General features: G+C 54.0%; 17 protein-coding genes, 6 tRNA genes and 3 pseudogenes. 17 read left to right on the forward strand and 9 right to left on the reverse strand.

The genetic code is table 11. The features are described from left to right. Nucleotides 1–6 precede the first annotated feature (6 nt). From HA45_RS15080 to HA45_RS15095, 4 genes and pseudogenes are all read left to right on the forward strand, one after another. Nucleotides 7–1,095 carry an LLM class flavin-dependent oxidoreductase gene (locus tag HA45_RS15080; RefSeq protein WP_100701187.1) on the forward strand — a complete coding sequence of 363 codons (1,089 nt, stop codon included), beginning with the start codon at nt 7–9 and terminating at the stop codon, nt 1,093–1,095. After that, nucleotides 1,095–2,078, forward strand: a complete 984-nt coding sequence (locus tag HA45_RS15085; protein WP_100701188.1) for an ABC transporter substrate-binding protein — start codon at nt 1,095–1,097, stop codon at nt 2,076–2,078. The genes HA45_RS15080 and HA45_RS15085 overlap by 1 nt, the downstream gene beginning before the upstream one ends. Continuing rightward, nucleotides 2,075–2,664, forward strand: a pseudogene (locus HA45_RS15090) (cysteine dioxygenase family protein). The gene HA45_RS15085 and the pseudogene HA45_RS15090 overlap by 4 nt, the downstream one beginning before the upstream one ends. Beyond that, entirely contained in the window at nt 2,657–4,273 is a 1,617-nt protein-coding gene (locus HA45_RS15095) for a rhodanese homology domain-containing protein (RefSeq protein WP_100701190.1), read from the forward strand. The pseudogene HA45_RS15090 and the gene HA45_RS15095 overlap by 8 nt, the downstream one beginning before the upstream one ends. Before the next feature lie 251 nt (nt 4,274–4,524). Here HA45_RS15095 and HA45_RS15100 read toward each other — a convergent pair. Continuing rightward, nucleotides 4,525–4,600 (reverse strand) — tRNA-Ala (locus tag HA45_RS15100). 43 nt (nt 4,601–4,643) lie between these two features. Then, nucleotides 4,644–4,719, reverse strand: a tRNA-Ala gene (locus tag HA45_RS15105). Nucleotides 4,720–5,053: 334 nt separating this feature from the next. On the opposite strand from HA45_RS15105, the gene HA45_RS15110 reads away from it, so the two are divergent. Next, nucleotides 5,054–5,842, forward strand: a complete 789-nt coding sequence (locus tag HA45_RS15110; RefSeq protein ID WP_100701191.1) for a formate/nitrite transporter family protein — start codon at nt 5,054–5,056, stop codon at nt 5,840–5,842. A gap of 111 nt (nt 5,843–5,953) precedes the next feature. Continuing rightward, nucleotides 5,954–6,307: a YfeC-like transcriptional regulator gene (locus HA45_RS15115; protein ID WP_034825897.1), complete on the forward strand. Its 354-nt coding sequence runs from the start codon at nt 5,954–5,956 to the stop codon at nt 6,305–6,307. 84 nt (nt 6,308–6,391) lie between these two features. Here HA45_RS15115 and gltX read toward each other — a convergent pair whose 3' ends face one another. Beyond that, complete coding sequence (gene gltX, locus HA45_RS15120; RefSeq protein ID WP_100701192.1) at nt 6,392–7,813, reverse strand: glutamate--tRNA ligase; 1,422 nt, start codon at nt 7,811–7,813, stop codon at nt 6,392–6,394. Nucleotides 7,814–8,086: 273 nt separating this feature from the next. Between gltX and HA45_RS15125 the strand changes: the two genes are divergently transcribed. The 5 genes from HA45_RS15125 (at nt 8,087) to HA45_RS15145 (ending at nt 8,981) form a co-directional block, all read left to right on the forward strand. Continuing rightward, a tRNA-Val gene (locus HA45_RS15125) sits at nt 8,087–8,162 on the forward strand. Nucleotides 8,163–8,208: 46 nt separating this feature from the next. Then, a tRNA-Val gene (locus HA45_RS15130) sits at nt 8,209–8,285 on the forward strand. A 41-nt stretch (nt 8,286–8,326) separates the two neighbouring features. Further along, nucleotides 8,327–8,402, forward strand: a tRNA-Val gene (locus HA45_RS15135). Nucleotides 8,403–8,406: 4 nt separating this feature from the next. Further along, nucleotides 8,407–8,482 (forward strand) — tRNA-Lys (locus HA45_RS15140). A gap of 148 nt (nt 8,483–8,630) precedes the next feature. Beyond that, nucleotides 8,631–8,981 carry a FlxA-like family protein gene (locus HA45_RS15145; RefSeq protein ID WP_100701193.1) on the forward strand — a complete coding sequence of 117 codons (351 nt, stop codon included), beginning with the start codon at nt 8,631–8,633 and terminating at the stop codon, nt 8,979–8,981. On the opposite strand, the gene HA45_RS15150 is transcribed toward HA45_RS15145, so the two are convergent. Next, nucleotides 8,978–9,898, reverse strand: coding sequence for a LysR family transcriptional regulator (locus tag HA45_RS15150; RefSeq protein WP_100701194.1), 921 nt, complete (start codon nt 9,896–9,898; stop codon nt 8,978–8,980). The genes HA45_RS15145 and HA45_RS15150 overlap by 4 nt on opposite strands. 100 nt (nt 9,899–9,998) lie before the next feature. Here HA45_RS15150 and HA45_RS15155 point away from each other — a divergent pair, with 100 nt between their 5' ends. Then, nucleotides 9,999–11,000 carry a bile acid:sodium symporter family protein gene (locus tag HA45_RS15155; RefSeq protein WP_100701195.1) on the forward strand — a complete coding sequence of 334 codons (1,002 nt, stop codon included), beginning with the start codon at nt 9,999–10,001 and terminating at the stop codon, nt 10,998–11,000. Nucleotides 11,001–11,030: 30 nt separating this feature from the next. Here HA45_RS15155 and HA45_RS15160 read toward each other — a convergent pair whose 3' ends face one another. From HA45_RS15160 to zipA, 3 genes and pseudogenes are all read right to left on the reverse strand, one after another. Then, nucleotides 11,031–11,249 carry a DUF3820 family protein gene (locus HA45_RS15160; RefSeq protein ID WP_100701196.1) on the reverse strand — a complete coding sequence of 73 codons (219 nt, stop codon included), beginning with the start codon at nt 11,247–11,249 and terminating at the stop codon, nt 11,031–11,033. Nucleotide 11,250: 1 nt separating this feature from the next. After that, a complete protein-coding gene (gene ligA, locus HA45_RS15165) occupies nt 11,251–13,269 on the reverse strand; it encodes an NAD-dependent DNA ligase LigA (protein ID WP_100701197.1) in 2,019 nt (672 codons plus the stop codon). Between the two features lie 71 nt (nt 13,270–13,340). After that, nucleotides 13,341–14,328, reverse strand: a pseudogene (gene zipA, locus HA45_RS15170) (cell division protein ZipA). 217 nt (nt 14,329–14,545) lie between these two features. Here zipA and cysZ point away from each other — a divergent pair. From cysZ to crr, 5 genes are all read left to right on the forward strand, one after another. Continuing rightward, nucleotides 14,546–15,304, forward strand: a complete 759-nt coding sequence (gene cysZ, locus HA45_RS15175) for a sulfate transporter CysZ (protein ID WP_100701199.1) — start codon at nt 14,546–14,548, stop codon at nt 15,302–15,304. A 140-nt stretch (nt 15,305–15,444) separates the two neighbouring features. Then, entirely contained in the window at nt 15,445–16,416 is a 972-nt protein-coding gene (cysK, locus tag HA45_RS15180) for a cysteine synthase A (protein ID WP_100701200.1), read from the forward strand. Between the two features lie 387 nt (nt 16,417–16,803). Next, on the forward strand, nt 16,804–17,061 hold the full coding sequence (gene ptsH, locus HA45_RS15185; RefSeq protein WP_034825876.1) for a phosphocarrier protein Hpr: 258 nt from the start codon (nt 16,804–16,806) through the stop codon (nt 17,059–17,061). Between the two features lie 159 nt (nt 17,062–17,220). Next, nucleotides 17,221–18,948 carry a phosphoenolpyruvate-protein phosphotransferase PtsI gene (ptsI, locus tag HA45_RS15190; protein ID WP_100701201.1) on the forward strand — a complete coding sequence of 576 codons (1,728 nt, stop codon included), beginning with the start codon at nt 17,221–17,223 and terminating at the stop codon, nt 18,946–18,948. Nucleotides 18,949–18,990: 42 nt separating this feature from the next. Continuing rightward, a complete protein-coding gene (gene crr / locus HA45_RS15195; RefSeq protein WP_034825872.1) occupies nt 18,991–19,494 on the forward strand; it encodes a PTS glucose transporter subunit IIA in 504 nt (167 codons plus the stop codon). Nucleotides 19,495–19,630: 136 nt separating this feature from the next. On the opposite strand, the pseudogene HA45_RS15200 reads toward crr, so the two are convergent. Continuing rightward, a pseudogene (locus tag HA45_RS15200) lies at nt 19,631–20,991 on the reverse strand (ATP-binding protein). Next, a complete protein-coding gene (locus HA45_RS15205) occupies nt 20,988–21,668 on the reverse strand; it encodes a response regulator transcription factor (RefSeq protein WP_100701203.1) in 681 nt (226 codons plus the stop codon). The pseudogene HA45_RS15200 and the gene HA45_RS15205 overlap by 4 nt, the downstream one beginning before the upstream one ends. Nucleotides 21,669–21,747 lie beyond the last annotated feature (79 nt).

Below are 21,747 nucleotides of genomic sequence, written 5' to 3' on the forward strand. Positions count from 1 at the left end.
AATCGTATGAGCATTCAATTTCTTGGCATGATTGGCCACCGCCTGGCTTCCGAGATCATCCCCGCCAGCGGCCCGCTGTTCGATAAAGATTACATCGCCCGTTTTGCTCGCGCCCATGAGGAAGCGGGATTCGATCGCATTCTGGTGGGCTATTGGTCCGATCAACCGGACGGCTTCCTGGTCACTGCACATGCGGCAGCACACACCTCAACCCTGAAATTCCTGCTCGCGCATCGTCCGGGCTTTGTGGCACCAACTCTGGCCGCTCGTAAGCTGGCCTCACTCGATCACCTCACCGATGGTCGTTTGGCAGTGCACATCATCAGCGGCGGCAGCGATGTCGAGCAGCGCCGCGATGGTGATTTTCTCAACAAAGCCGAACGCTACGCGCGCAGCGACGAGTTCCTGACCGTGCTGAAGCAAAGCCTGGAATCCAGCCAGCCTTATGATCATCAGGGAAACTTTTATCAGGCTGAGCAGGCATTTTCTGCCATCAAGCCCGTGCAGAAAAAACTGCCGGTGTACTTTGGCGGATCGTCACAGGAAGCGATTGACGTCGCAGCGCGTCACGCCGATGTCTTTGCCTTGTGGGGCGAGCCATTGAAAGGGGCGGAAGAGACGGTGCGCACTGTACGCGCGGCCGCGGCTCAGCAAGGTCGTGAAATTGATTTCAATATCTCGTTCCGTCCGATTATCGGTAAAACCGAGAAGGAAGCCTGGGAGCGCGCCGAGCACATCCGTGAGCTGGCTGAAAAACAGTTACACGAAACCGGCTTTGCGTTTGGCAAACCTAAACCACAAAGCGTCGGCGCACAGCGCCTGCTGGCCGCCGCCAATGAAGGCGATCGTCTGGATAAAGTGTTGTGGACCGGCGTGGCCAAACTGGTGCAAGGCGGCTACAACTCTACCGCGCTGGTCGGCACCGCCGAGCAGGTTTCCGACGCGCTGCTGGAATATTATCGCCTGGGCATTCACAGCGTGCTGATTCGCGGCTTCGATCCGCTGAATGATGCGGTGGAATATGGTCAGGAACTGATTCCGCTGACGCGCGAGAAAGTGGCTGCACTTAACGCCGCAGACAAAAGGAGCGCCTGATGCGGCTGGCTGCACTGTTTACCGGTGTTGCGCTGGCGCTCTCCACGCTCAATCCGCTGTTCGCTGCTGATAAAGTCACGTTGCGCCTGGGCGATGTTAAAGGGGATCGTTTTGCCGCGTTAAAAGCGTCGGGCGAACTCAATAACCTGCCTTACGATTTGAAACTCACGGCGTTTGATTCGGGTGCACCGGTGCAGGAAGCGTTAAATGCCGGCGCGCTGGATGTCGGCTTTACTGGCGATTTGCCGTTCCTGTTTGTGTTTGCGGCTGGCGCGCCGGTTAAAGCGGTAGGCGCATGGCAGAACAATCCTGACAGTATCGCGCTGCTGACGCGGCCTGATGCCGGCATTCACCGTTTGCAGGATTTGAAAGGCAAGCAGATCGCGGTGAATCGCGGCGGCTGGGGCCACTATCTGCTGCTTGGCTTGCTCGAACGTGCGGGATTAAAACCGGGTGACGTCACGTTTCGTTTCCTCGGTCCGGTGGATGGGCGCGCTGCACTGACTTCAGGCGCTGTATCCGCATGGGCGCCGTGGGAACCTTATATCGCCACCTCCACCGCCGTCGATGGCACGGTGCGCGTCGCTGATGGCGGCGGCAAAGGCATTATGTCGGGTTACTCTTACGCGTTAGCACGTGATGAAGCGATCAATGATGCCGGCAAGCGTAAAGCGATTGCCGATCTGCTGGCTCGCCTGGCAAAGGCGCAAATCTGGGCGCAGCAGCATCCTCAGGAGTTTGCCAGCGTGCTGGGTAAGACACTGAATATGCCTACTAACATCACCAGCAGCTGGATAGCCGATGCGCGCATTCGGCCGCTGGTGTTTGATGCCAGCCTGATCCCCACGCTGCAAAAATCCGCTGACTTCTTCCATCGCTATCAGGTGCTGCCGAAAGCGATCGATGTCAGTAAAGCCTTTGATTTTAGTTTGTCGGCTCAGGCCAATCAGGTCGCTAAAAGCGCGCCGGGAGATAAATCATGAGTGTTTATCAGCATCATCGTTTACGCGACTTTGTCGGTAATCTGGCTACGTTACTCGATCAGAATCCCGGTGAAGCCACTGTTCTACAACAGGGCAGCGCGTGGCTGGGTGAACTGATCCGGCATGACGACTGGCTGGACGAGGCTTATACCCAGCCGCATCCCGAACACTATCAACAATATCTGCTGTATGCCGATGCCCGACAGCGTTTCTCCGTGGTGAGCTTCGTGTGGGGGCCTGGCCAGCAAACGCCGATTCATGACCATCGCGTCTGGGGATTAATTGGCATGCTGCGCGGCGCGGAGATTTCGCAATCCTGGCAGCCTGGGCCGAATGGCCTGCAACCGGAAGGCGCGCCGATACGTCTCGATCCTGGCAGCGTTGAAGCCGTTTCGCCCACCGTGGGCGATATCCATCGCGTGAGCAATGCCTATGACGATCGCGTCTCGATCAGCATCCACGTTTATGGCGCCAACATCGGCGCGGTAAAACGCGCGGTGTATCGCGAAGACGGCAGTGAAAACAGTTTATCTCCGGTTACAGCAACCGTTACTTACCGAACATTTGGGATCTTTCACATGAGTAAAACCGCATTCCCCTTCCGCCAGGCGGCGGACATTTTGGAAGCACTGCGTCAGCAGCATGAAGTGGCGATTATTGATGTGCGCGATGAAGCGCTGTATGCCACCGGACATCCGCTGTTTGCGGTGAATATCCCGCTCTCCAAACTGGAGCTGGAGCTATTGGACCGTATTCCACAACTTACAACAGCCATCACTTTATATGATAACGGCGAGGGTCTGGCGCAGGCAGCAGCAGAGCGTATTGCCGCGCTGGGCTACAGCAATGTGGCGCTGTTAAAAGAGGATTTAACGGGTTGGCAAGCAGCCGGCGGTGAACTGTTTATCGATGTAAACTCACCGAGCAAAGCCTTTGGTGAACTGGTTGAACATCATAATCACACCCCTTCCCTTTCCGCCGATGAAGTGCACAGCTTAATTAACAGCAACGCCAACGTGGTGGTGCTGGATGCCCGCCGCTTTGATGAATACCAGACCATGAGTATTCCCGGTGCCACCAGCGTGCCCGGTGGCGAACTGGTGTTACGCGTGCGTGACCTCGCGCCTTCGCCGGAAACCACGGTGATAGTGAACTGCGCGGGCCGCACACGCAGCATCATCGGCACCCAGTCGCTGGTCAATGCCGGTATCCGCAATCCGGTATTTGCGCTGCGCAACGGCACTATTGGCTGGACGCTGGCAGGACACGATCTGGATAAAGGTCAGTCACGCCGTTACGGTGAAACCAGTGAAACCGCACAGCGCCAGGCGGCGAGCCACGCGCGAGGCATTGCCGATCGCGCAGGCGTGGAACGCATTCCACTGGCAACGCTTAAGCGCTGGCAGCAGGAAGCGCGCACCACTTACCTGTTTGATGTGCGCGATGCCGATGAGTATGCGGCGGGTCATCTGCCCGGCAGTCGTCATGTGCCCGGCGGACAGCTGGTGCAGGAAACCGATCATTACGCCAGCGTGCGCGGTGCACGGATTGTACTGATTGATGACGATGGCGTACGCGCCAACATGACGGCTTCCTGGCTGGCACAGCTGGGCTGGCAGGTTTCGGTGCTGGAAGAGCTGCAAGCCAGCGATTTCAGCGCGACAGGCCCCTGGAAAGCGCAGGTGCCCTCCGTGGAGCAGCCTGAATTCATCTCACCACAGCAACTCGCTGACTGGCTGGAAGAAGGCCAGACGCAGGTGCTGGACTTCACCACGCGCGCCAATCATCTCAATAGCCATATTCCCGGCGCGGGCTGGCTGTTACGCTCAACGCTGCAACAACAAGGCGAAGCCGTGCTGCCAGCAGCACGACGCTATGTGCTGACCTGCGGCAGCAGCCTGTTAGCCGGTTATGCGGTAGAACAAGTGGCGGAACTCACCGGCAAACCGGTGTTTGTTTTAGAAGGCGGCAATGCGGCCTGGCGCGCGGCGCATCTGCCTACCGAACAAGGCGATCAGCAGTTATTGTCTCCCGCGATTGATCGTTATCGCCGCCCCTATGAAGGTACGGATATCGAACCGGCTGTAATGCAGGCGTATCTGGATTGGGAATACGGGCTGGTGGCGCAGTTGGATCGCGATGGCACACATGGCTTCCGCGTGCTGCCTGCACAAGCGCAAACCGCTAAGGCTTGATAGCTAACTTCGCGCGATGAATCGCGCCGCAACGAGATTGTGCGGTTTGGATAACCTCAGAACGCACCAATCCGTCACGGCGCAATTTATCGCTCTCAGGCTCGTCATGCTGGATATCGCAATGGAATAACAACCTCAGAACGCATAAAGCCGTAGCGGCGCGATTTATCGCGCAATAAGCCATGCAATACTGGATATATCAATACGAACTAGTGTTGGAATTGTGCATTTGTTCAGAACGAACAGAGATTTGGTGGAGATAAGCGGGATCGAACCGCTGACCTCTTGCATGCCATGCAAGCGCTCTCCCAGCTGAGCTATACCCCCACATCTGGAAATCTTTTTTCGGTGCACATCGTTGGGAACGATTTGGTGGAGATAAGCGGGATCGAACCGCTGACCTCTTGCATGCCATGCAAGCGCTCTCCCAGCTGAGCTATACCCCCAGCACCGAAAAACAGCCGATTTAACTCGACGGACGGCATAATATGAAACCGCTCCCTGAGTGTCAACGCCAAATTCTCGTTATGTGTTCAATCGCTGAAAAAGGCGGCAAACCGCTGCCACTGAGGCCTTTTTTTGACCTTGTGACACGCATTTCTCCCCTTCTTCCACCGTCAACCGAGGTTAAATCCCGGTTAAGGATGTTAGGAATAATCTTGTGTTCGTTACGGGTAAGTGTAAAACTTAGCGCGCTAATTAACCGGTCAACCTACCAGGGTTTATCACTCTTTGACCGGCCAGCAACTTCCCCCTTGTTCAATAAAAGAAAAGTGAATTATGTCGCTGCATACACCGAAAGAGATCGCCCAACTGGCGATTCAAGCGGGCGTGGCTAAGAGCCGTTTGCCTGTATCTACCTTATTGATTCTCGGCTTTATGGCCGGTGCCTTTATTGCCACCGGTTTCCTGCTGGATCTGCATGTTATCAACCAACTGCCTGCAGAATGGGGCTCCTTTGGCGGCTTCCTCGGCGCGGCGGTGTTCCCGGTTGGCCTGATTCTGACCGTACTGGCCGGCGGTGAGCTGTTAACCGGCAACATGATGACCATGCCGATCGCCTGGTTCGCGCGCCGGATCAGCGGTTTCAGCGTGCTGCGCAACTGGTTCTGGGTCACGATTGCTAACTTTATCGGCAGCATCGCGGTCGCGTGGTTCTTTGGCCATATGCTGGGCATGACCGAAGGCGATTATCTGAAAAAGACCGTGGCGATTGCTCACGCGAAAGTGAATGCGGATTTCCTGCACGCCTTTATTTCGGGTGTGGGCTGCAACTGGCTGGTGTGTCTGGCGGTGTGGTTAGCCTTCGCCAGTAAAGACATGGTTGGCAAAATCTTTGGCATGTGGTTCCCGGTGATGGCGTTCGTGGCCATTGGCTTCCAGCACGTGGTGGCAAACATGTTTATTGTGCCTGCCGCGATTTTCGCTGGCCAAATGAACTGGGCTGAATTTGCGCCAAACGTGGTTGCAGTGTTCCTCGGCAACGGTGTTGGCGGCGCAATTTTTGTTGGCCTCACCTATTTCCTCGCTTTCCGTCCTGAACAACCTGCCGTAAGCGAAGCGCAATAATAGAATTATGCCTTTTGTCATCCGACAAGAGGCATTTTCCTGCCGTATGACTTCTCCCCGTTACGTTTTGTTGTAATATGTACAGCTAATGTATTTAACAGGGACAGCATCGTGAAAAAGGAATGGCTCACCCCCGAGGAGCTCGCGCTGGAAACGGGCTATAGTCGGCAAACGGTGAATAAGTGGATCAAACGCGAAAACTGGACAACCACGCCCAAGCCCGGTGTTCAGGGTGGTAAAGCGCGATTGATTCATATTGATGAGCGTGTCAAAAGCTTTGTGCAGTCCACCCGCCACGCGACCGAACCGGCAGCTAATTACGGTGCACAACAAAATACGTTACCTGCGTTATTAATAAATTCCGTCCAGCAAATGACAACCGCAGAGCAAGACCAGCTGGCGGCATTGTTACTGCGTGAAGGAATCAGTGGCGTGCTGGAACGGCTAGGAATTAAAGAAGATTAAAAAAAGCCGGGCGCGTCATGCGCCCGGCTTTTTTACTACCCGCGATAATTGCAGCGGCAACGTTACAGGCTGCCGCTCACTCAATTAAGCCTGGGCTTCACGCTCAGCAATGAAGGCCAGCGCTTTTTCGATACGAGCCACGCTGCGGCTGCGACCAATCGCTTCGACCGTCACATCCAGTGCCGGAGACTGACCGGCACCGGTGACGGCCACACGCAACGGCATACCCACTTTACCCATACCCAATTCGAGTGCATCAGCAGCACCCTGAATCGCGTTATGCACATTCTCAGCGTTCCACTCGCTGTCGCTCAGCGCAGCCAGCTTGTCACGCACCACTTCCAGTGGCTGACGCGCCACAGGACGCAGGTGCTTCTTGGCGGCATCAGCATCGAAGGCATCGAACTCTTCATAGAAGTAACGGCAAGAAGCCGCGATTTCTACCAGCGTTTTGCAACGCTCACCCAGCAGCGTCACCAGCTTCGCTAATTCCGGGCCCGTGCGGGTATCAATATTCTGTTGCTCGATGTGCCACTGCAGCTGCGTTGCCACGTATTCCGGCGGCAGCGTATTAATGTAGTGATGGTTTAACCACTGCAGCTTTTCGGTGTTGAAGGCGCTGGCAGATTTGCTCACTGCATCCAGAGTAAACAGTTCGGCCATCTCGGCCACACTGAAAATTTCCTGATCGCCATGTGACCAGCCCAGACGGACCAGATAGTTGAGCAGCGCTTCTGGCAGATAGCCGTCATCACGATACTGCATCACACCGACCGCGCCATGGCGTTTCGACAGCTTCTTACTGTCATCGCCAAGGATCATCGAGACGTGCGCATAGGTTGGCACTTCTGCACCAATCGCTTTGAGGATGTTGATCTGACGAGGCGTGTTGTTGATATGGTCTTCACCACGGATAACGTGAGTGATGCCCATATCCCAGTCATCGACCACAACACAGAAGTTGTAGGTCGGTGAACCGTCGGTACGGCGGATGATCAGGTCATCCAGCTCCTGGTTACTGAATTCGATCGGGCCACGGATCTGGTCATCGAAAATTACCGAACCCTCTTGTGGGTTGCGGAAACGCACCACGCAAGGCTCATCCGCTGCATGATGTTCATGGCTGTCACGGCAACGACCGTCATAACGTGGCTTCTCGCCTTTCGCCATCTGATCTTCACGCAACGCTTCTAAACGTTCTTTAGAGCAGTAACATTTATAAGCTGAGCCTGCTTCAACCATTTCATCAATCACCGCGTTGTAGCGGTCAAAGCGTTTGGTCTGATAGTAAGGACCTTCATCCCACTGCAGGTTAAGCCAGTTCATCCCATCCATGATGGCTTCAATGGCTTCCGGCGTGGAGCGTTCCAGATCGGTATCTTCGATGCGCAGAACGAATTCGCCCTTGTTATGGCGAGCATAAAGCCAGGAATAAAGAGCAGTACGGGCACCGCCCACATGCAGATAGCCAGTTGGGCTGGGTGCGAAGCGAGTTTTGATTTTCATTCAGCATTGCCTTAGATGCGCAGGTTTCTTTATCTGGATGACAAAAAAACGGGTTAACGCGAAAAAACAGTGCGCATATTCTAGCAGGTGGGACGCTTTCCTCAATGACTGTCGCGGGGGCTTACTCAATCGAAGTGCGTTTTTCTGCTAATAAAACCAGCACATTGGCTAAAAGCGCGACATGATGCCTAAATTTAAAGCGAACGCGCATTTATGTTTTAAAAAGCGTTGACTCACTTCGAAGGATCCCTATAATGCGACTCCACACAGCGGGGGTGATTAGCTCAGTTGGTAGAGCATCTCCTTTACACGGAGGGGGTCGGCGGTTCGAGCCCGTCATCACCCACCACTCTAAAAGTGGCTCGCAGTGTGCAAGAGTTTGAAGAGTAAGATATGGGCGATTAGCTCAGTTGGTAGAGCATCTCCTTTACACGGAGGGGGGTCGGCGGTTCGAGCCCGTCATCGCCCACCATATCTTAGTCAGATGACACTCTTGTTAAGCAGTTCCGAAGTGGGCGATTAGCTCAGTTGGTAGAGCATCTCCTTTACACGGAGGGGGTCGGCGGTTCGAGCCCGTCATCGCCCACCACTTCGGGTCGTTAGCTCAGTTGGTAGAGCAGTTGACTTTTAATCAATTGGTCGCAGGTTCGAATCCTGCACGACCCACCAATGTAAAAAGGCGCCCTAAAGGCGCCTTTTTGCTATCTGCGATTTGCCCCATCCTGACGAAACCTTTGCAAACACTTAACGCTTTGCGCGCTCAAGCCGTTTTATCCCCTTGCCGATAACGATAATGGTCTATTGCAAGGAGAAAACCATGTCTACTATCTCAAGTGTTAGCAGTGTCAGTACGGCAAGCAGCGGTGGCGGTTCGACGTCAGAAGTGGCCAGCCTGAACAAACAGATTCAAAGCATCACCAAAGAAATTAAAGATTTATCCAGCGATGACTCTCTGACAGATGAGCAAAAATCTGAACAAGAGCAGATGCTGCAATCCCAGATTCAAATGATTGAAGCGCAGATTGCGCAAATCGAGCAGCAGGCGGCTGAAAAAGCCCAGCAGAAGCAGGAAGCACAGCAGCCTTCAACGGTAAGTGCAACCAGCGCGCCGAAAGCCGATGGTATCAACCGCCCGACCGAGTCCAATCAAATCAACGTTTACGTCTAAAACGCCGGTTTGAGCGTGCGTTGTTGCGCCAGCAGGCTTGCCTGTTGGCGCACTTCCTGCCAGATTGCTTCGGCAGCCAGTGTCAGAGAACGATTCTTGCGTTTAATCAGCATCAGGTTACGGTTTATCTCTGGATAGAGCCGACGCACCGTCAATTTACGCCCCGCAGGTAACGGCAGTGCCAACGCTGGCAGAATGCTGATGCCAATCCCCGCCTCCACCATGGGAAATAGCGTGGAGGGATGGCCAATCTCTTGTACCACCTGCACTTTGATAGCCAGCTGTTGTAATGCGGCATCCACCAGCAGACGGCTCCCTGATGCATAATCCTGCAACACCAGATTGCGCCCGGCCAACATTCCCCACTGAGCTTGCGCCACCTGCGCCAAAGCATCATCCGCATGGCACAACAATAAAAACGGCTCCTGCAGAATATCTTCGTAATCAAAGTCAGTATCGCTGAGAGGGCCGATCACAATGCCAAAATCCACCTCTGCATTACGCACGCTTTGCAGCACTGACTGCTGAGCGCGATCGTGCAAGATAACGCGGATATCCGGATAGCGTTGTTGGCTGCTGGCCAGACACTGCGGCATCAGGTTTGCCGAGGGCGTTTGGCTGGCGGCAACGCGCACCGTGCCACTGCGCTGCTCGCCGTAACTGCGTACATCCAGCAGCGTGGTATTCAACTCTTCTAACAAACGTTCCAGTCGGGTAGCCAGCTGATGCCCCGCTTCCGTCAACATCACTTCACGTGTGGTGCGGTCCAGCAATCGCACGCCCATTTCCGCTTCCAGCTCTTTAATACTGTGACTCACCGCGGATTGGCTCAGCCCAATCGCCTGCCCGGCGTGGCTGAAACTGCCCTGCTGTGCCACTGCCACAAAGGTGCGTAACTGACGTAAGGTGTAATTCATCGATATCGCTCATAGATTGATGCAATAAATCAATTTTATTTCTAAACCCGGCTAGCGCACAATCAGCACCATCATTTTTTATTTTAACCGGATTGTAACAATGGGCTTTTTACGACTCGACCCGATGATGGTCAAACTCATCATCACCGTGCTGCTGGCCAGCTTCATCCCGGCCAAAGGCGGGTTTGTCGATTTCTTTGAATACCTGACCACTGCCGCTATCGCCCTGCTGTTCTTTATGCACGGTGCCAAGCTGTCTCGCGAAAAGATTATTGCCGGTAGCAGCCACTGGCGTCTGCATCTGTGGATTATGTGCAGCACCTTTGTGGTGTTCCCGATTCTCGGCTTGCTGCTGGTGTGGTGGCATCCGGTGAACGTCGGTCCGGAGATTTACACGGGCTTTATCTATCTGTGTATTCTGCCTGCCACCGTACAATCCGCGATTGCCTTTACGTCAATGGCGGGGGGTAACGTCGCGGCTGCGGTCTGCGCGGCTTCAGCTTCCAGTCTGCTGGGTGTATTTGTTTCACCGCTGCTGGTCAACCTGGTGATGAACGTGCACAGCGATGCGCCGAGCAATGGTTTCGAGCAGATCGGTAAAATCATGCTGCAACTGCTGGTGCCGTTTGTGATTGGTCACCTGTCACGTCGCTGGATTGGCGGTTGGGTAGAGAAACACCGTAGCCTGATTGGTAAAACCGACCAGACCTCGATCCTGTTAGTGGTTTATTCCGCCTTCAGTGAAGCCGTGGTGAATGGCATCTGGCATCGCGTGGGTGTGGATACTCTGCTGTGGATTCTGGCGGGCAGCGTGCTGATTCTGTTTGTGGCGCTGGCGATTAACCTGGGTGCCTCGCGTCTGTTTGGCTTCAGCCGCGCCGATGAAATCGTGGTACTGTTCTGTGGCTCGAAAAAAAGTCTGGCGAATGGCGTGCCGATGGCCAACATCCTGTTCCCTGCCAGCTCGGTCGGGATTATCGTGCTGCCGCTGATGATCTTCCATCAGGTGCAGTTGATGGTGTGTTCGTTCATCGCCCAGCGCTATAAAGCCGGCAATGAAAAACGGCTTGCACAACAGCAAGTCGAAGCACAGAAATCCTAAGCAAACGGCCCGCAATCGCGGGCCGCTTTGTTATTCACTACGTTTGAGAGGCTTGACCAATTCCTGCAGCCCTTCGATTTTAATCGTCAGAGTCAACTGCATCAGGTCACCTAACCTGCCGGCGGGAAACTCATTTTTACGCGCAAACCACAGCAGATATTCTTCCGGCACATCAATCAGCATCCGACCTTTGTACTTTCCGAACGGCATCGCGGTATTAGCGATCTCAACCAGCTGAAATTTATCCATGTCAGGCTCCCAGCAGGCGAATCATTTCCGCTTCATCGATCACCGGAATCCCCAGCTCCTGCGCTTTCGCCAGTTTTGAACCGGCCGCTTCACCGGCAATCAACAAATCCGTTTTCTTCGACACGCTGCCGCTGACTTTCGCGCCCAGCGCGACTAAACGTTCTTTGGCATCGTCACGATTCATCTGCGACAGTGAACCGGTCAGCACCACGGTCTTGCCAGCAAATGGGCTGTCGATCTCTTCGACATTCACCACTTCCAGCTGCGGCCAATGCACGCCCACCTCCTCGGTGAGTTCGCGGATCACTTCGCGATTGCTTTCTTCTTCCATGAAATTGCGCACGTGAGCCGCCACCACTTTGCCGACATCCTGCACTGCAATCAGCGCATCCAGATCGGCATCCATCACCTTTTCCAGCGAACCGAAATGGTTGGCCAGATTTGCAGCAGTGGCTTCACCGACTTCACGAATACCGAGCGCATACAGAAAACGTGGCAAGGTCGTGAGTTTAGCTTTCTCCAGCGCATCGACCACGTTCTGCGCCGACTTTGGCCCCATGCGATCCAATCCCGTCAGCTTACCGGCGGTCAGGCGGAACAAATCAGCTGGCGTGTGAACGTACTCTTTTTCAACCAGCTGATCGATGATCTTGTCGCCCATGCCATCCACGTCCATCGCGCGACGTGAAACAAAGTGCTTGAGCGCCTCTTTACGCTGGGCACCGCAAATCAGTCCGCCGGTACAGCGAGTGACGGCTTCCCCTTCCACGCGCTCCACATCAGAACCACACACCGGGCAATGACTGGGAAAAACAATTTCACGGGTATCATCCGGGCGTTCTGATTCCACTACGTTTACTACCTGCGGAATCACATCACCGGCGCGGCGAATCACTACTTTGTCGCCAATGCGCAGGCCAAGGCGTGCGATTTCATCGGCGTTGTGTAGCGTGGCATTACTCACCACCACGCCAGCCACCTGAACCGGCTCCAGACGCGCAACAGGCGTAATCGCGCCAGTACGTCCAACCTGAAACTCCACCTCGCGCACAAAGGTCATCTGCTCCTGCGCCGGGAATTTAAAGGCCACGGCCCAGCGTGGAGCGCGGGCGACAAAGCCCAACTGCTCCTGCAGCGCCTGAGAATCGACCTTGATCACCACGCCATCGATATCGAATCCGAGAGATGGGCGATCCTGCTCAACCTGGCGATAAAATTCCAGCACCTCTTCCGCCGTATGCGCGAGGCGAATACGGTCGCTGACCGGCAATCCCCAGGCTTTAAATTGTTGCAGACGCTGCCAGTGGCTGGCAGGCATGTCACCGCCTTCCAGCAGGCCAAAGCCGTAGCAGAAAAAGGTCAAAGAGCGCCTGGCGGTGATGCGCGGATCAAGCTGACGCAGCGATCCCGCAGCGGCGTTGCGCGGGTTAGCAAATACTTTGGCACCGGTGCGGCGTGCATCGTCATTGAGCTTCTCGAAGCCCGCTTCGGTCATAAAGACTTCACCACGCACTTCGACACGGGCAGGAATGTTGTCACCGTGCAGGCGAAGTGGAATAGCATGGATGGTGCGCACGTTGGCGGTAATGTTCTCGCCCGTGGTGCCATCACCGCGCGTTGCTGCGCGCACCAGCAGTCCATCCTCATACAGCAGGCTGACCGCCAAACCATCCAGCTTAAGTTCGCAGCAGTAAGTTAAATCGTCGCTGCTTTTCAGGCGATCCTGCACGCGCTTATTGAAGGCAAGAAAACCGGCTTCATCAAAGGTGTTATCGAGTGACAACATCGGCACTTCATGACGCACCTGTTCGAAGGCGGCCAGCGGCGCCGCGCCCACGCGCTGGGTAGGCGAATCCGGTGTGATGAGATCGGGGTGTGCCGCTTCCAGTTCGCGCAGTTGCTGCATCAGTCGGTCATATTCTGCATCCGGAATGTCCGGCGTATCCATCACGTGATAGAGATACTCATGGTGACGTAACGAGGTGCGCAGCGCAGTGATCTGCTCCTGAACCGATTTCATAGTGTTTTACCCGATAAAAAACCCCCGACAAGCGGGGTTGTTTCGTTAATATTTGATTTTGCTCGCGGCTATCAGCCGATAACCTCGCGAATGCGCGCTTTGTAGGTTTCCAGCTTCTGCGGCGTCATCATCCGACGCTCATCATCCAGCACGACACCGCCGACATCATCCGCAATACGCTGTGCAGATTGCAGCATCAGCTTAAAGTTCTGGTTAGCATCACCGTAAGACGGCACCATCATAAAGATGGAGATGCCCGGCGTGCTGAAATCGCCCATGGTGTCCGGATTGAAAGAGCCAGGCTTCACCATATTCGCCAGGCTGAACAGTACCGGGCCGCTGCCCGCAGGACTCAGATGGCGATGGAAAATGTTCATCTCACCAAACTGGAAGCCCGCTTGCAGAATACCCTGCAACAACGCTTCGCCGTTCAGTTCACCACCGGCATGGGCGGCAACGTGCAGCACCAGCACCGCTTCATTTTTTCTTTGGGTAGAAGCAACGGGCTGTTGAGGCGCTTCATGTGCAACCGGCACCTCGTCTTCATATTCTGGCTCTTCAGCCGCCATAAATTCAGGCGCAGGCTGAGTGGCAGACAGCGGCTCATTATCCAGTAATGGATCGGCCTGAACCGGCTGCGGCTGCGGTTTTGGCTGCGGCGCTGGCGCCGGTCTTGTCACCGGTGATTGAGGCGCAGGTTGACGCACTTCTGGCTCATCATCCAGCAGCGGATCGCCCATCAATGGGGTTTCATGACGCGAGAACGGCTGACGCGCGGGTTCAGGCGCACGCGGCGCGCTGACAGGTTTAGTCACAGGCGCGTCAAACTCGGGCTCTTCATGGGCGTCACGATTGCGACGGACACGTACTTCGCCGACGCCATCATCTTCGTCGCTCTGCAGATCTTCATCCGCTTCTTCGCGTTGTTTCAGACGTTGTGCGGGCGATCGCGAACACGGAAGAGCGCTCTTTACGGCTGGTCCACAGTCCGTGAAGTAGCAGCGCTATTATGGCGATCGCGCCAACAACGATTAATATCAGACGCAAATCCTGCATCATTGTATTCTCTGTTGTTCCAATACCTTGCCACCACGGCAAACTTTATCCTCTAACTGTATTTGCCCAGCTACACAAGTGCAAGTCTGTGCAGTATTTTCTGACAAATAAGATAGCCGCCCCACGCTTTTTTGCTGTTTTTTCGCGCAAAGGGCGCCTGCTACCGACAAAAAGCCAGGTTATGATGTTCGCGCCGCCACATAAAGGAGAAAGGCTCGCTATGCCCGTTGAGAATTCGCCCTCATCATTTAATGGTCTTCATTACTTCGCCGAAGGCTGGAAGTTAGTGCGCCTGCCCGGCATTCGCCGCTATGTCATTATCCCGTTGCTGATCAACATTCTGCTGTTGGGTGGCGCATTTGTTTGGTTGTTTCAACGCCTGGGCCAATGGATCCCGGCATTGATGTCGCACATTCCTGATTGGCTACAGTGGCTCAGTTATCTGCTGTGGCCGCTTTCGGTGATTTCGATTGTGCTGGTATTCAGCTACTTTTTCTCCACCATTGCGAACTGGATTGCCGCGCCATTTTGCGGATTGCTGGCCGAGCAACTGGAGGGACGTCTTACCGGTAAACCGCTGCCTGACAGTGGCTGGATGGCGATGCTGCGGGATATTCCACGCATCATGAAACGCGAATTACAGAAGCTCGGCTACTATTTGCCACGCGCGCTGGGATTGCTGCTGCTTTACTTTATCCCCGGATTTGGTCAGACGGTGGCACCGATTTTGTGGTTCCTGTTTAGCGCGTGGATGCTATCGGTTCAATATTGCGACTATCCTTTCGATAATCACAAAGTAAGCTTTAACCAGATGCGTAGCGCGCTGCGCCAGCACAAAACGGCCAATATGCAGTTTGGTGCGATGGTCAGCCTGTTTACGATGATCCCAATTTTGAACCTGGCGATTATGCCGGTGGCGGTATGCGGCGCCACCGCGATGTGGGTCGATCGCTATCGTCCACAACACGCACGGCACTAATGCTTCAAAAAGCCTTATGCATTTTTGCGTAAGGCTTATGGTTGTGGGCTATATAGATATGCGATTTCTTTCCTTCCGCACACCGGAAGAACAGGTATGCTCTGAGGGTTCCCAATATTTCATACAGTTAAGGACGAGCTATGAGTAAGATCTATGAAGACAACTCTCTGACAATTGGTCATACGCCGCTGGTTCGACTGAACCGCATCGGTAATGGACGCATCCTGGCGAAGGTCGAGTCGCGCAACCCGAGCTTCAGCGTCAAATGCCGTATCGGTGCCAATATGATTTGGGACGCTGAAAAACGCGGCATTCTTAAGCCGGGCGTTGAGCTGGTTGAACCTACCAGCGGTAACACCGGTATCGCGCTGGCCTATGTGGCTGCAGCGCGTGGCTACAAGCTGACGCTGACCATGCCAGAAACCATGTCAGTTGAACGTCGTAAGCTGTTAAAAGCGCTGGGTGCCAACCTGGTGCTGACTGAAGGCCCTAAAGGCATGAAAGGTGCTATCGCCAAGGCGGAAGAAATCGTCGCCAGCGATCCGGACAAATTCGTGCTGTTGCAGCAGTTTAGCAATCCAGCTAATCCGGAAATCCACGAAAAAACCACTGGCCCAGAAATCTGGGAAGACACGGACGGTGAAGTGGATGTGTTTATTGCGGGCGTAGGTACCGGTGGTACGCTGACCGGCGTGAGCCGCTACATCAAGAACACCAAAGGTAAGAAAGGGCTGATCACCGTGGCGGTGGAACCGACTGATTCCCCGGTTATCGCTCAGGCTATCGCCGGTGAAGAGATCAAACCGGGTCCACATAAAATTCAGGGCATCGGTGCCGGTTTTATCCCTGGCAACCTTGATCTGAAGCTGGTTGATCGTGTGGTGGCGATTACCAACGAAGAAGCGATCAGCACCGCGCGTCTGCTGATGGAAGAAGAAGGCATTCTGGCAGGCATCTCTTCGGGCGCAGCCGTGGCTGCCGCACTGAAGCTGCAGGAAGACGAAGCGTTCGCCAATAAGAACATTGTGGTGATCCTGCCCTCTTCCGGTGAGCGTTATCTTAGCACCGCCCTCTTCGCCGATCTGTTCACCGAAAAAGAGCTGCAGCAGTAACCTCCAAATTCTGAAAACGATGAAAAAAAGCACCCGATCGGGTGCTTTTTTGTGGTGCAGATCTCACTTTTATCACCAGACAGATTGATTTCAATGTCGTGGCTCTGGTATTTAAGCTTCCAATTATTTCGGTGCCTGAAATTAATCAGGCTTTGAAGTGGATCAAGCTGAATCGATAAACTGATTTGGCGAAACGGCGAATCACGGCATACTAATCACAGTGTCGAATGTGTGCAGTTTTTGATCTGCAACCGAAAGACGCACCTTACTATGCGCATTTTTTGGTCAGCTTAATGCCATACCAGCGCACCTTCACAGGCTAAAGTGACGGCTCCAGGCTAGACTTTAGATCCATAACACCAAACCTGATAAAGTTGGGGAAATAGAATGTTCCAGCAAGAAGTTACCATTACCGCACCTAACGGCCTTCATACCCGTCCTGCAGCTCAGTTCGTTAAAGAAGCTAAGGCTTTCCAGTCAGATATCACTGTGACCTCAAATGGCAAATCTGCCAGTGCGAAAAGCCTGTTCAAACTGCAGACTCTGGGTCTGACTCAGGGTACGGTTGTTACGCTGTCTGCTGAAGGTGAAGATGAGCAGCAAGCGGTTGAGCATCTGGTGAAACTGATGGCTGAGCTGGAGTAATTCCGCTCAGGCAAGCAACTAAACCGACTCTTTTGCCCCATTGAGTGCAAATATCTTGATCGCGGACAACCTGTCCGCGTTCTTGCTTCCTTAGAGTACTGTTCCGCTACAGTGGCAACGCATTGGGTCAATGAGCCATCGTGATTAAAAGGTAGGGTTATGATTTCAGGCATTTTAGCATCACCAGGTTTCGCTTTCGGCAAAGCACTTTTGCTGAAGGAAGATGAGATCGTCATCAGCCGTAAAAAAATTACCGACGATCAGGTTGAACAAGAAATTCAACGCTTCCTTGATGGACGTGGCAAAGCGGCTGTACAGCTTGAAGCCATCCGCATCAAAGCCGGTGAAACCCTCGGTGAAGAGAAAGCGGCGATCTTTGAAGGTCACATCATGCTGCTCGAAGATGAAGAGCTTGAGCAGGAAATCATCGACCTGATTAAAAAAGATCACGCAACGGCTGACGCAGCGGCTTACTCCGTCATTGATGGCCAGGCAAAGGCGCTAGAAGAACTGGACGACGAATACCTGAAAGAACGTGCGGCTGACGTACGTGACATCGGTAAACGCCTGCTGCAGAACATTCTGGGCCTGCACATTGTCGACCTCGGTGCGATTGCAGACGAATCTATTCTGGTGGCAAAGGATTTAACGCCGTCAGAAACCGCACAGCTGAACCTGAAGAAGGTGCTGGGCTTTATTACTGATATCGGTGGCCGTACTTCGCATACGTCCATCATGGCGCGTTCTCTGGAAATCCCTGCGATTGTGGGAACCGGTAACGTGACCACCACCGTTAAAAACGGTGATTACCTGATCATCGATGGCGTAAACAACAAGATTTATGTCAATCCATCCGATGAAGTGCTGGAAGAGCTGAAAGCCATCCAGACACAATATCTGTCTGAAAAACACGAATTAGCCAAGCTGAAAGACCTGCCGGCTATCACGCTGGACGGCCATCAGGTTGAAGTGTGCGCCAACATCGGTACCGTGCGCGACGTCGCGGGTGCAGAGCGCAACGGTGCGGAAGGCGTGGGCCTGTATCGTACCGAATTCCTGTTTATGGACCGTGATTCGCTGCCTACCGAAGAAGAACAGTTCCAGGCTTATAAAGCCGTTGCTGAAGCCGTGGGTTCTCAGGCAGTGATCGTGCGTACCATGGACATCGGCGGCGATAAAGATCTGCCGTACATGAACTTGCCAAAAGAGGACAACCCGTTCCTCGGCTGGCGTGCGATTCGTATCGCGATGGATCGTAAAGAGATTCTGCATGCTCAGCTGCGCGCTATCCTGCGTGCATCGTCCTTCGGCAAACTGCGCATCATGTTCCCGATGATCATTTCGGTGGAAGAAGTGCGTGCGCTGAAAGGCGAGCTGGAACTTCTGAAAGCCCAGCTGCGTGAAGAAGGCAAATCCTTCGATGAGACCATTGAAGTGGGCATTATGGTTGAAACGCCTGCTTCCGCGGTGATTGCACGCCATCTGGCGAAAGAAGTCGACTTCTTTAGTATTGGGACAAATGACCTGACGCAGTATACTCTGGCGGTCGATCGTGGTAATGATTTGATTTCACACCTCTATAACCCAATGACGCCATCTGTACTGGGCCTCATTAAGCAAGTGATCGACGCATCACATGCCGAAGGGAAATGGACCGGCATGTGTGGTGAGCTGGCTGGTGATGAACGTGCTACACTACTGTTACTGGGAATGGGGCTGGACGAATTCAGCATGAGTGCCATTTCAATCCCGAGCATCAAGAAGATTATTCGTAATACCAATTTCGAAGATGCGAAGGCATTGGCGGAGCAGGCTCTGGCTCAACCCACAGCGGAAGATTTGATGAATCTGGTCAACAAATTCATCAAAGAAAAAACGCTCTGCTGATCCACGAGACGCTGGCCCCAAATTACTGCTTAGGAGAAGATCATGGGTTTGTTTTCTAAACTTTTTGGCGAAAAATCAGAGAGCGCGTCAGGGACTATTGATATCGTTGCGCCTCTGTCAGGCGAAATCGTGAATATCGAAGACGTACCTGATGTGGTATTTGCTGAGAAAATCGTCGGTGACGGTATTGCCATTAAACCAACTGGCAACAAAATGGTTGCTCCTGTTGACGGCACCATCGGTAAGATTTTCGAAACCAACCACGCCTTTTCAATCGAGTCTGACAACGGCATTGAGCTGTTTGTCCACTTCGGTATTGATACGGTTGAATTGAAAGGTGAAGGCTTCAAACGCATCGCTGAAGAAGGCCAGAAAGTGAAAAAAGGCGACGTGGTGATCGAGTTTGATCTGCCACTGCTGGAAGAGAAAGCAAAATCCACGCTGACGCCGGTTGTGATTTCGAACATGGACGAAATCAAAGACCTGATCAAACTCTCCGGTCAGGTGACTGTGGGTGAAACCCCGGTTATCCGCATTAAGAAGTAAGCAGCGTCTGGATAGTAAAAACGGCACCCAATGGGTGCCGTTTTTGTTTGTGTGGCTCGTGTGTTGGGGATGGTGCGGTCGTCCTGCCCTACTCCACATAATGCGTGCTGTTAGCAGTAAGTTTCGCTTTAAACCTTTAGTCTTGCTTCCATCGCGGCAGCTTCAGGGTCAGCTCCAGGCCACCTTCAGGGCGATTCACCGCCTGCACTTCACCGTGGTGCGCCAGAATCACCTTACGCACGATGGAGAGCCCTAAGCCGTATCCTTTGCCCATCAGTGGCGAATTAACGCGTACGAAAGGATCGAAGATGCTGGAGAGCTTCTCTTCATCCACACCCGGCCCCTGATCGCGCACGCGAATCGCCAGCCACTGGTTTTCCGCCTGCAATCGCACGCTGATGTGCTGGCCTTTGTGCGAGAAGCGCAGCGCATTACGCAGGACGTTCTCCACGCCACGGCGTATCAGTTCGGCATTGCCGTGCACAGTGTAGTCGGCGTTCTCATCGACCTGAAAATCGACTTTTCGCCCGGGATCTGTGCCTCGTAACGCACATCTGTGACCACCGCGTGCAGCAGGCCCGTGAGGTCAAAGTACTGCTCTCCGGGCATGCTTTCATGTTCCGCGCGTGACAGCGTCAGCAGCTCGCCAATCATCTTATCGAGGCGTCGAGCTTCTTCATCAATACGGCTAAGGGAAGATTCCACCGATTCCGGTGTTTGCCGCGCCAGGCCGGTTGCCAGCTGCAGGCGCGCCAGCGGTGAGCGCAGCTCGTGAGAGATATCATGCAACAGCTCCTCGCGCGCTTTCACCAGCGTATCGAGACGCTCTACCATCGCATCAAAATCCTGCGCCACGCTGGAGAGTTCATCATGGCGACGGCGCATCACCGGATAGAGTCGCACAGACAAATCGCCGCTGGAGACGCGGGCAAAGCCTTCACGCAGCTGACGCATCGGGCGCGTCAGGTTCCAGGCCAGCAGTAAGCTGAACAGCAGCCCCAGCGCACCGGCAAAGGTGAACATCGGCTCTGGGATGTTCAGGATGCGACGCGGGCCACCGCCGCCCATTGAGCTATCTTCGCGCAGTCCCTTAACGTCGTAGCGCAGCTCGTACTCTTTGCCGTCCTGCCCTTTCACCCAACGTACGATGATATTGGGGAACGGCCCGTGGAACGGCTCACTGAAGGTTTCAGGCGGCGCATTGCCTGGCGTGGCAGCAGGTTTGTCATGCTGAATCACTGAGAAGAACTGACGGTCATTGGGTTCCCAATCGGCCATCATGTCATCCAGTGAACTCGGCCCACCGCGCTCGAGAACCGAGACGGCGGAAGCCATCTGCAAATTCACGATACGACGTATGGCAACGATTTCTGGCGGCTCGTGACGATTACCGGAGAGCGTAAAACCGAGCCACAGCAGCTGGCTGATGATGACAAAGACGATCCAGAAGCCCAATAGGATCTTCCAGAACATGCGGCCACGGTAGCTGTGTTTCATCGAATGCGATAACCAATACTGCGCACAGTTTCAATGTTAATGCTGTCGGCGGTCAGTGCAGCCAGCTTTTGACGAATATTGCTGATGTGCACATCCACGCTGCGATCGTAGGCTTCACGCGGACGGCCCAGGCCTTTTTCTGACAGTTCATCTTTCGACACTACGCGATCGGGTGCACGCAGCAGCAGATCCAGCAGGTTAAATTCGGAGGCCGTCAGATCGAAGGCTTTACCCTGCCATTCGGTGATGCGTGTGGCCGGATTCAGGCTAAGATCGCCCCAGCGCAGCACTTCTTTTTTATCGGGCACCGGCGCCTGATCTTCAAAGCGGCGCAGTACGGCACGCAGGCGCGCCACCAGCTCGCGTGGATAGCACGGCTTAGGCACATAATCATCCGCGCCCATTTCCAGACCAATCACGCGATCGATGTTGTCGCCTTTGGCAGTCAACATAATCACCGGCAGACGGCTGTTCTGACGCACCTGACGCAACACATCAATGCCGCTCATATCGGGCAGCATAATATCCAGGATCATCGCGGTGTAATTGCCCGATAGCGCACCTTCCACTCCTGCGCTTCCGGTTAAAACCAATTGCGTTTCAAAGCCTTCCGCAATCAGGTACTGGCTCAGCATGGTGCCAAGTTCTACATCGTCATCAACAAGCAGAATTTTCATCTTTATCTCTCGTGTAAATTGCCGCTATTTTGTCCTGAGTTGGCAGCGAGCGCAGCCGATTTTACTCGATCCTTACAGA

This window comes from Pantoea rodasii (genome assembly GCF_002095465.1).
Lineage (GTDB): Bacteria > Pseudomonadota > Gammaproteobacteria > Enterobacterales > Enterobacteriaceae > Pantoea > Pantoea rodasii.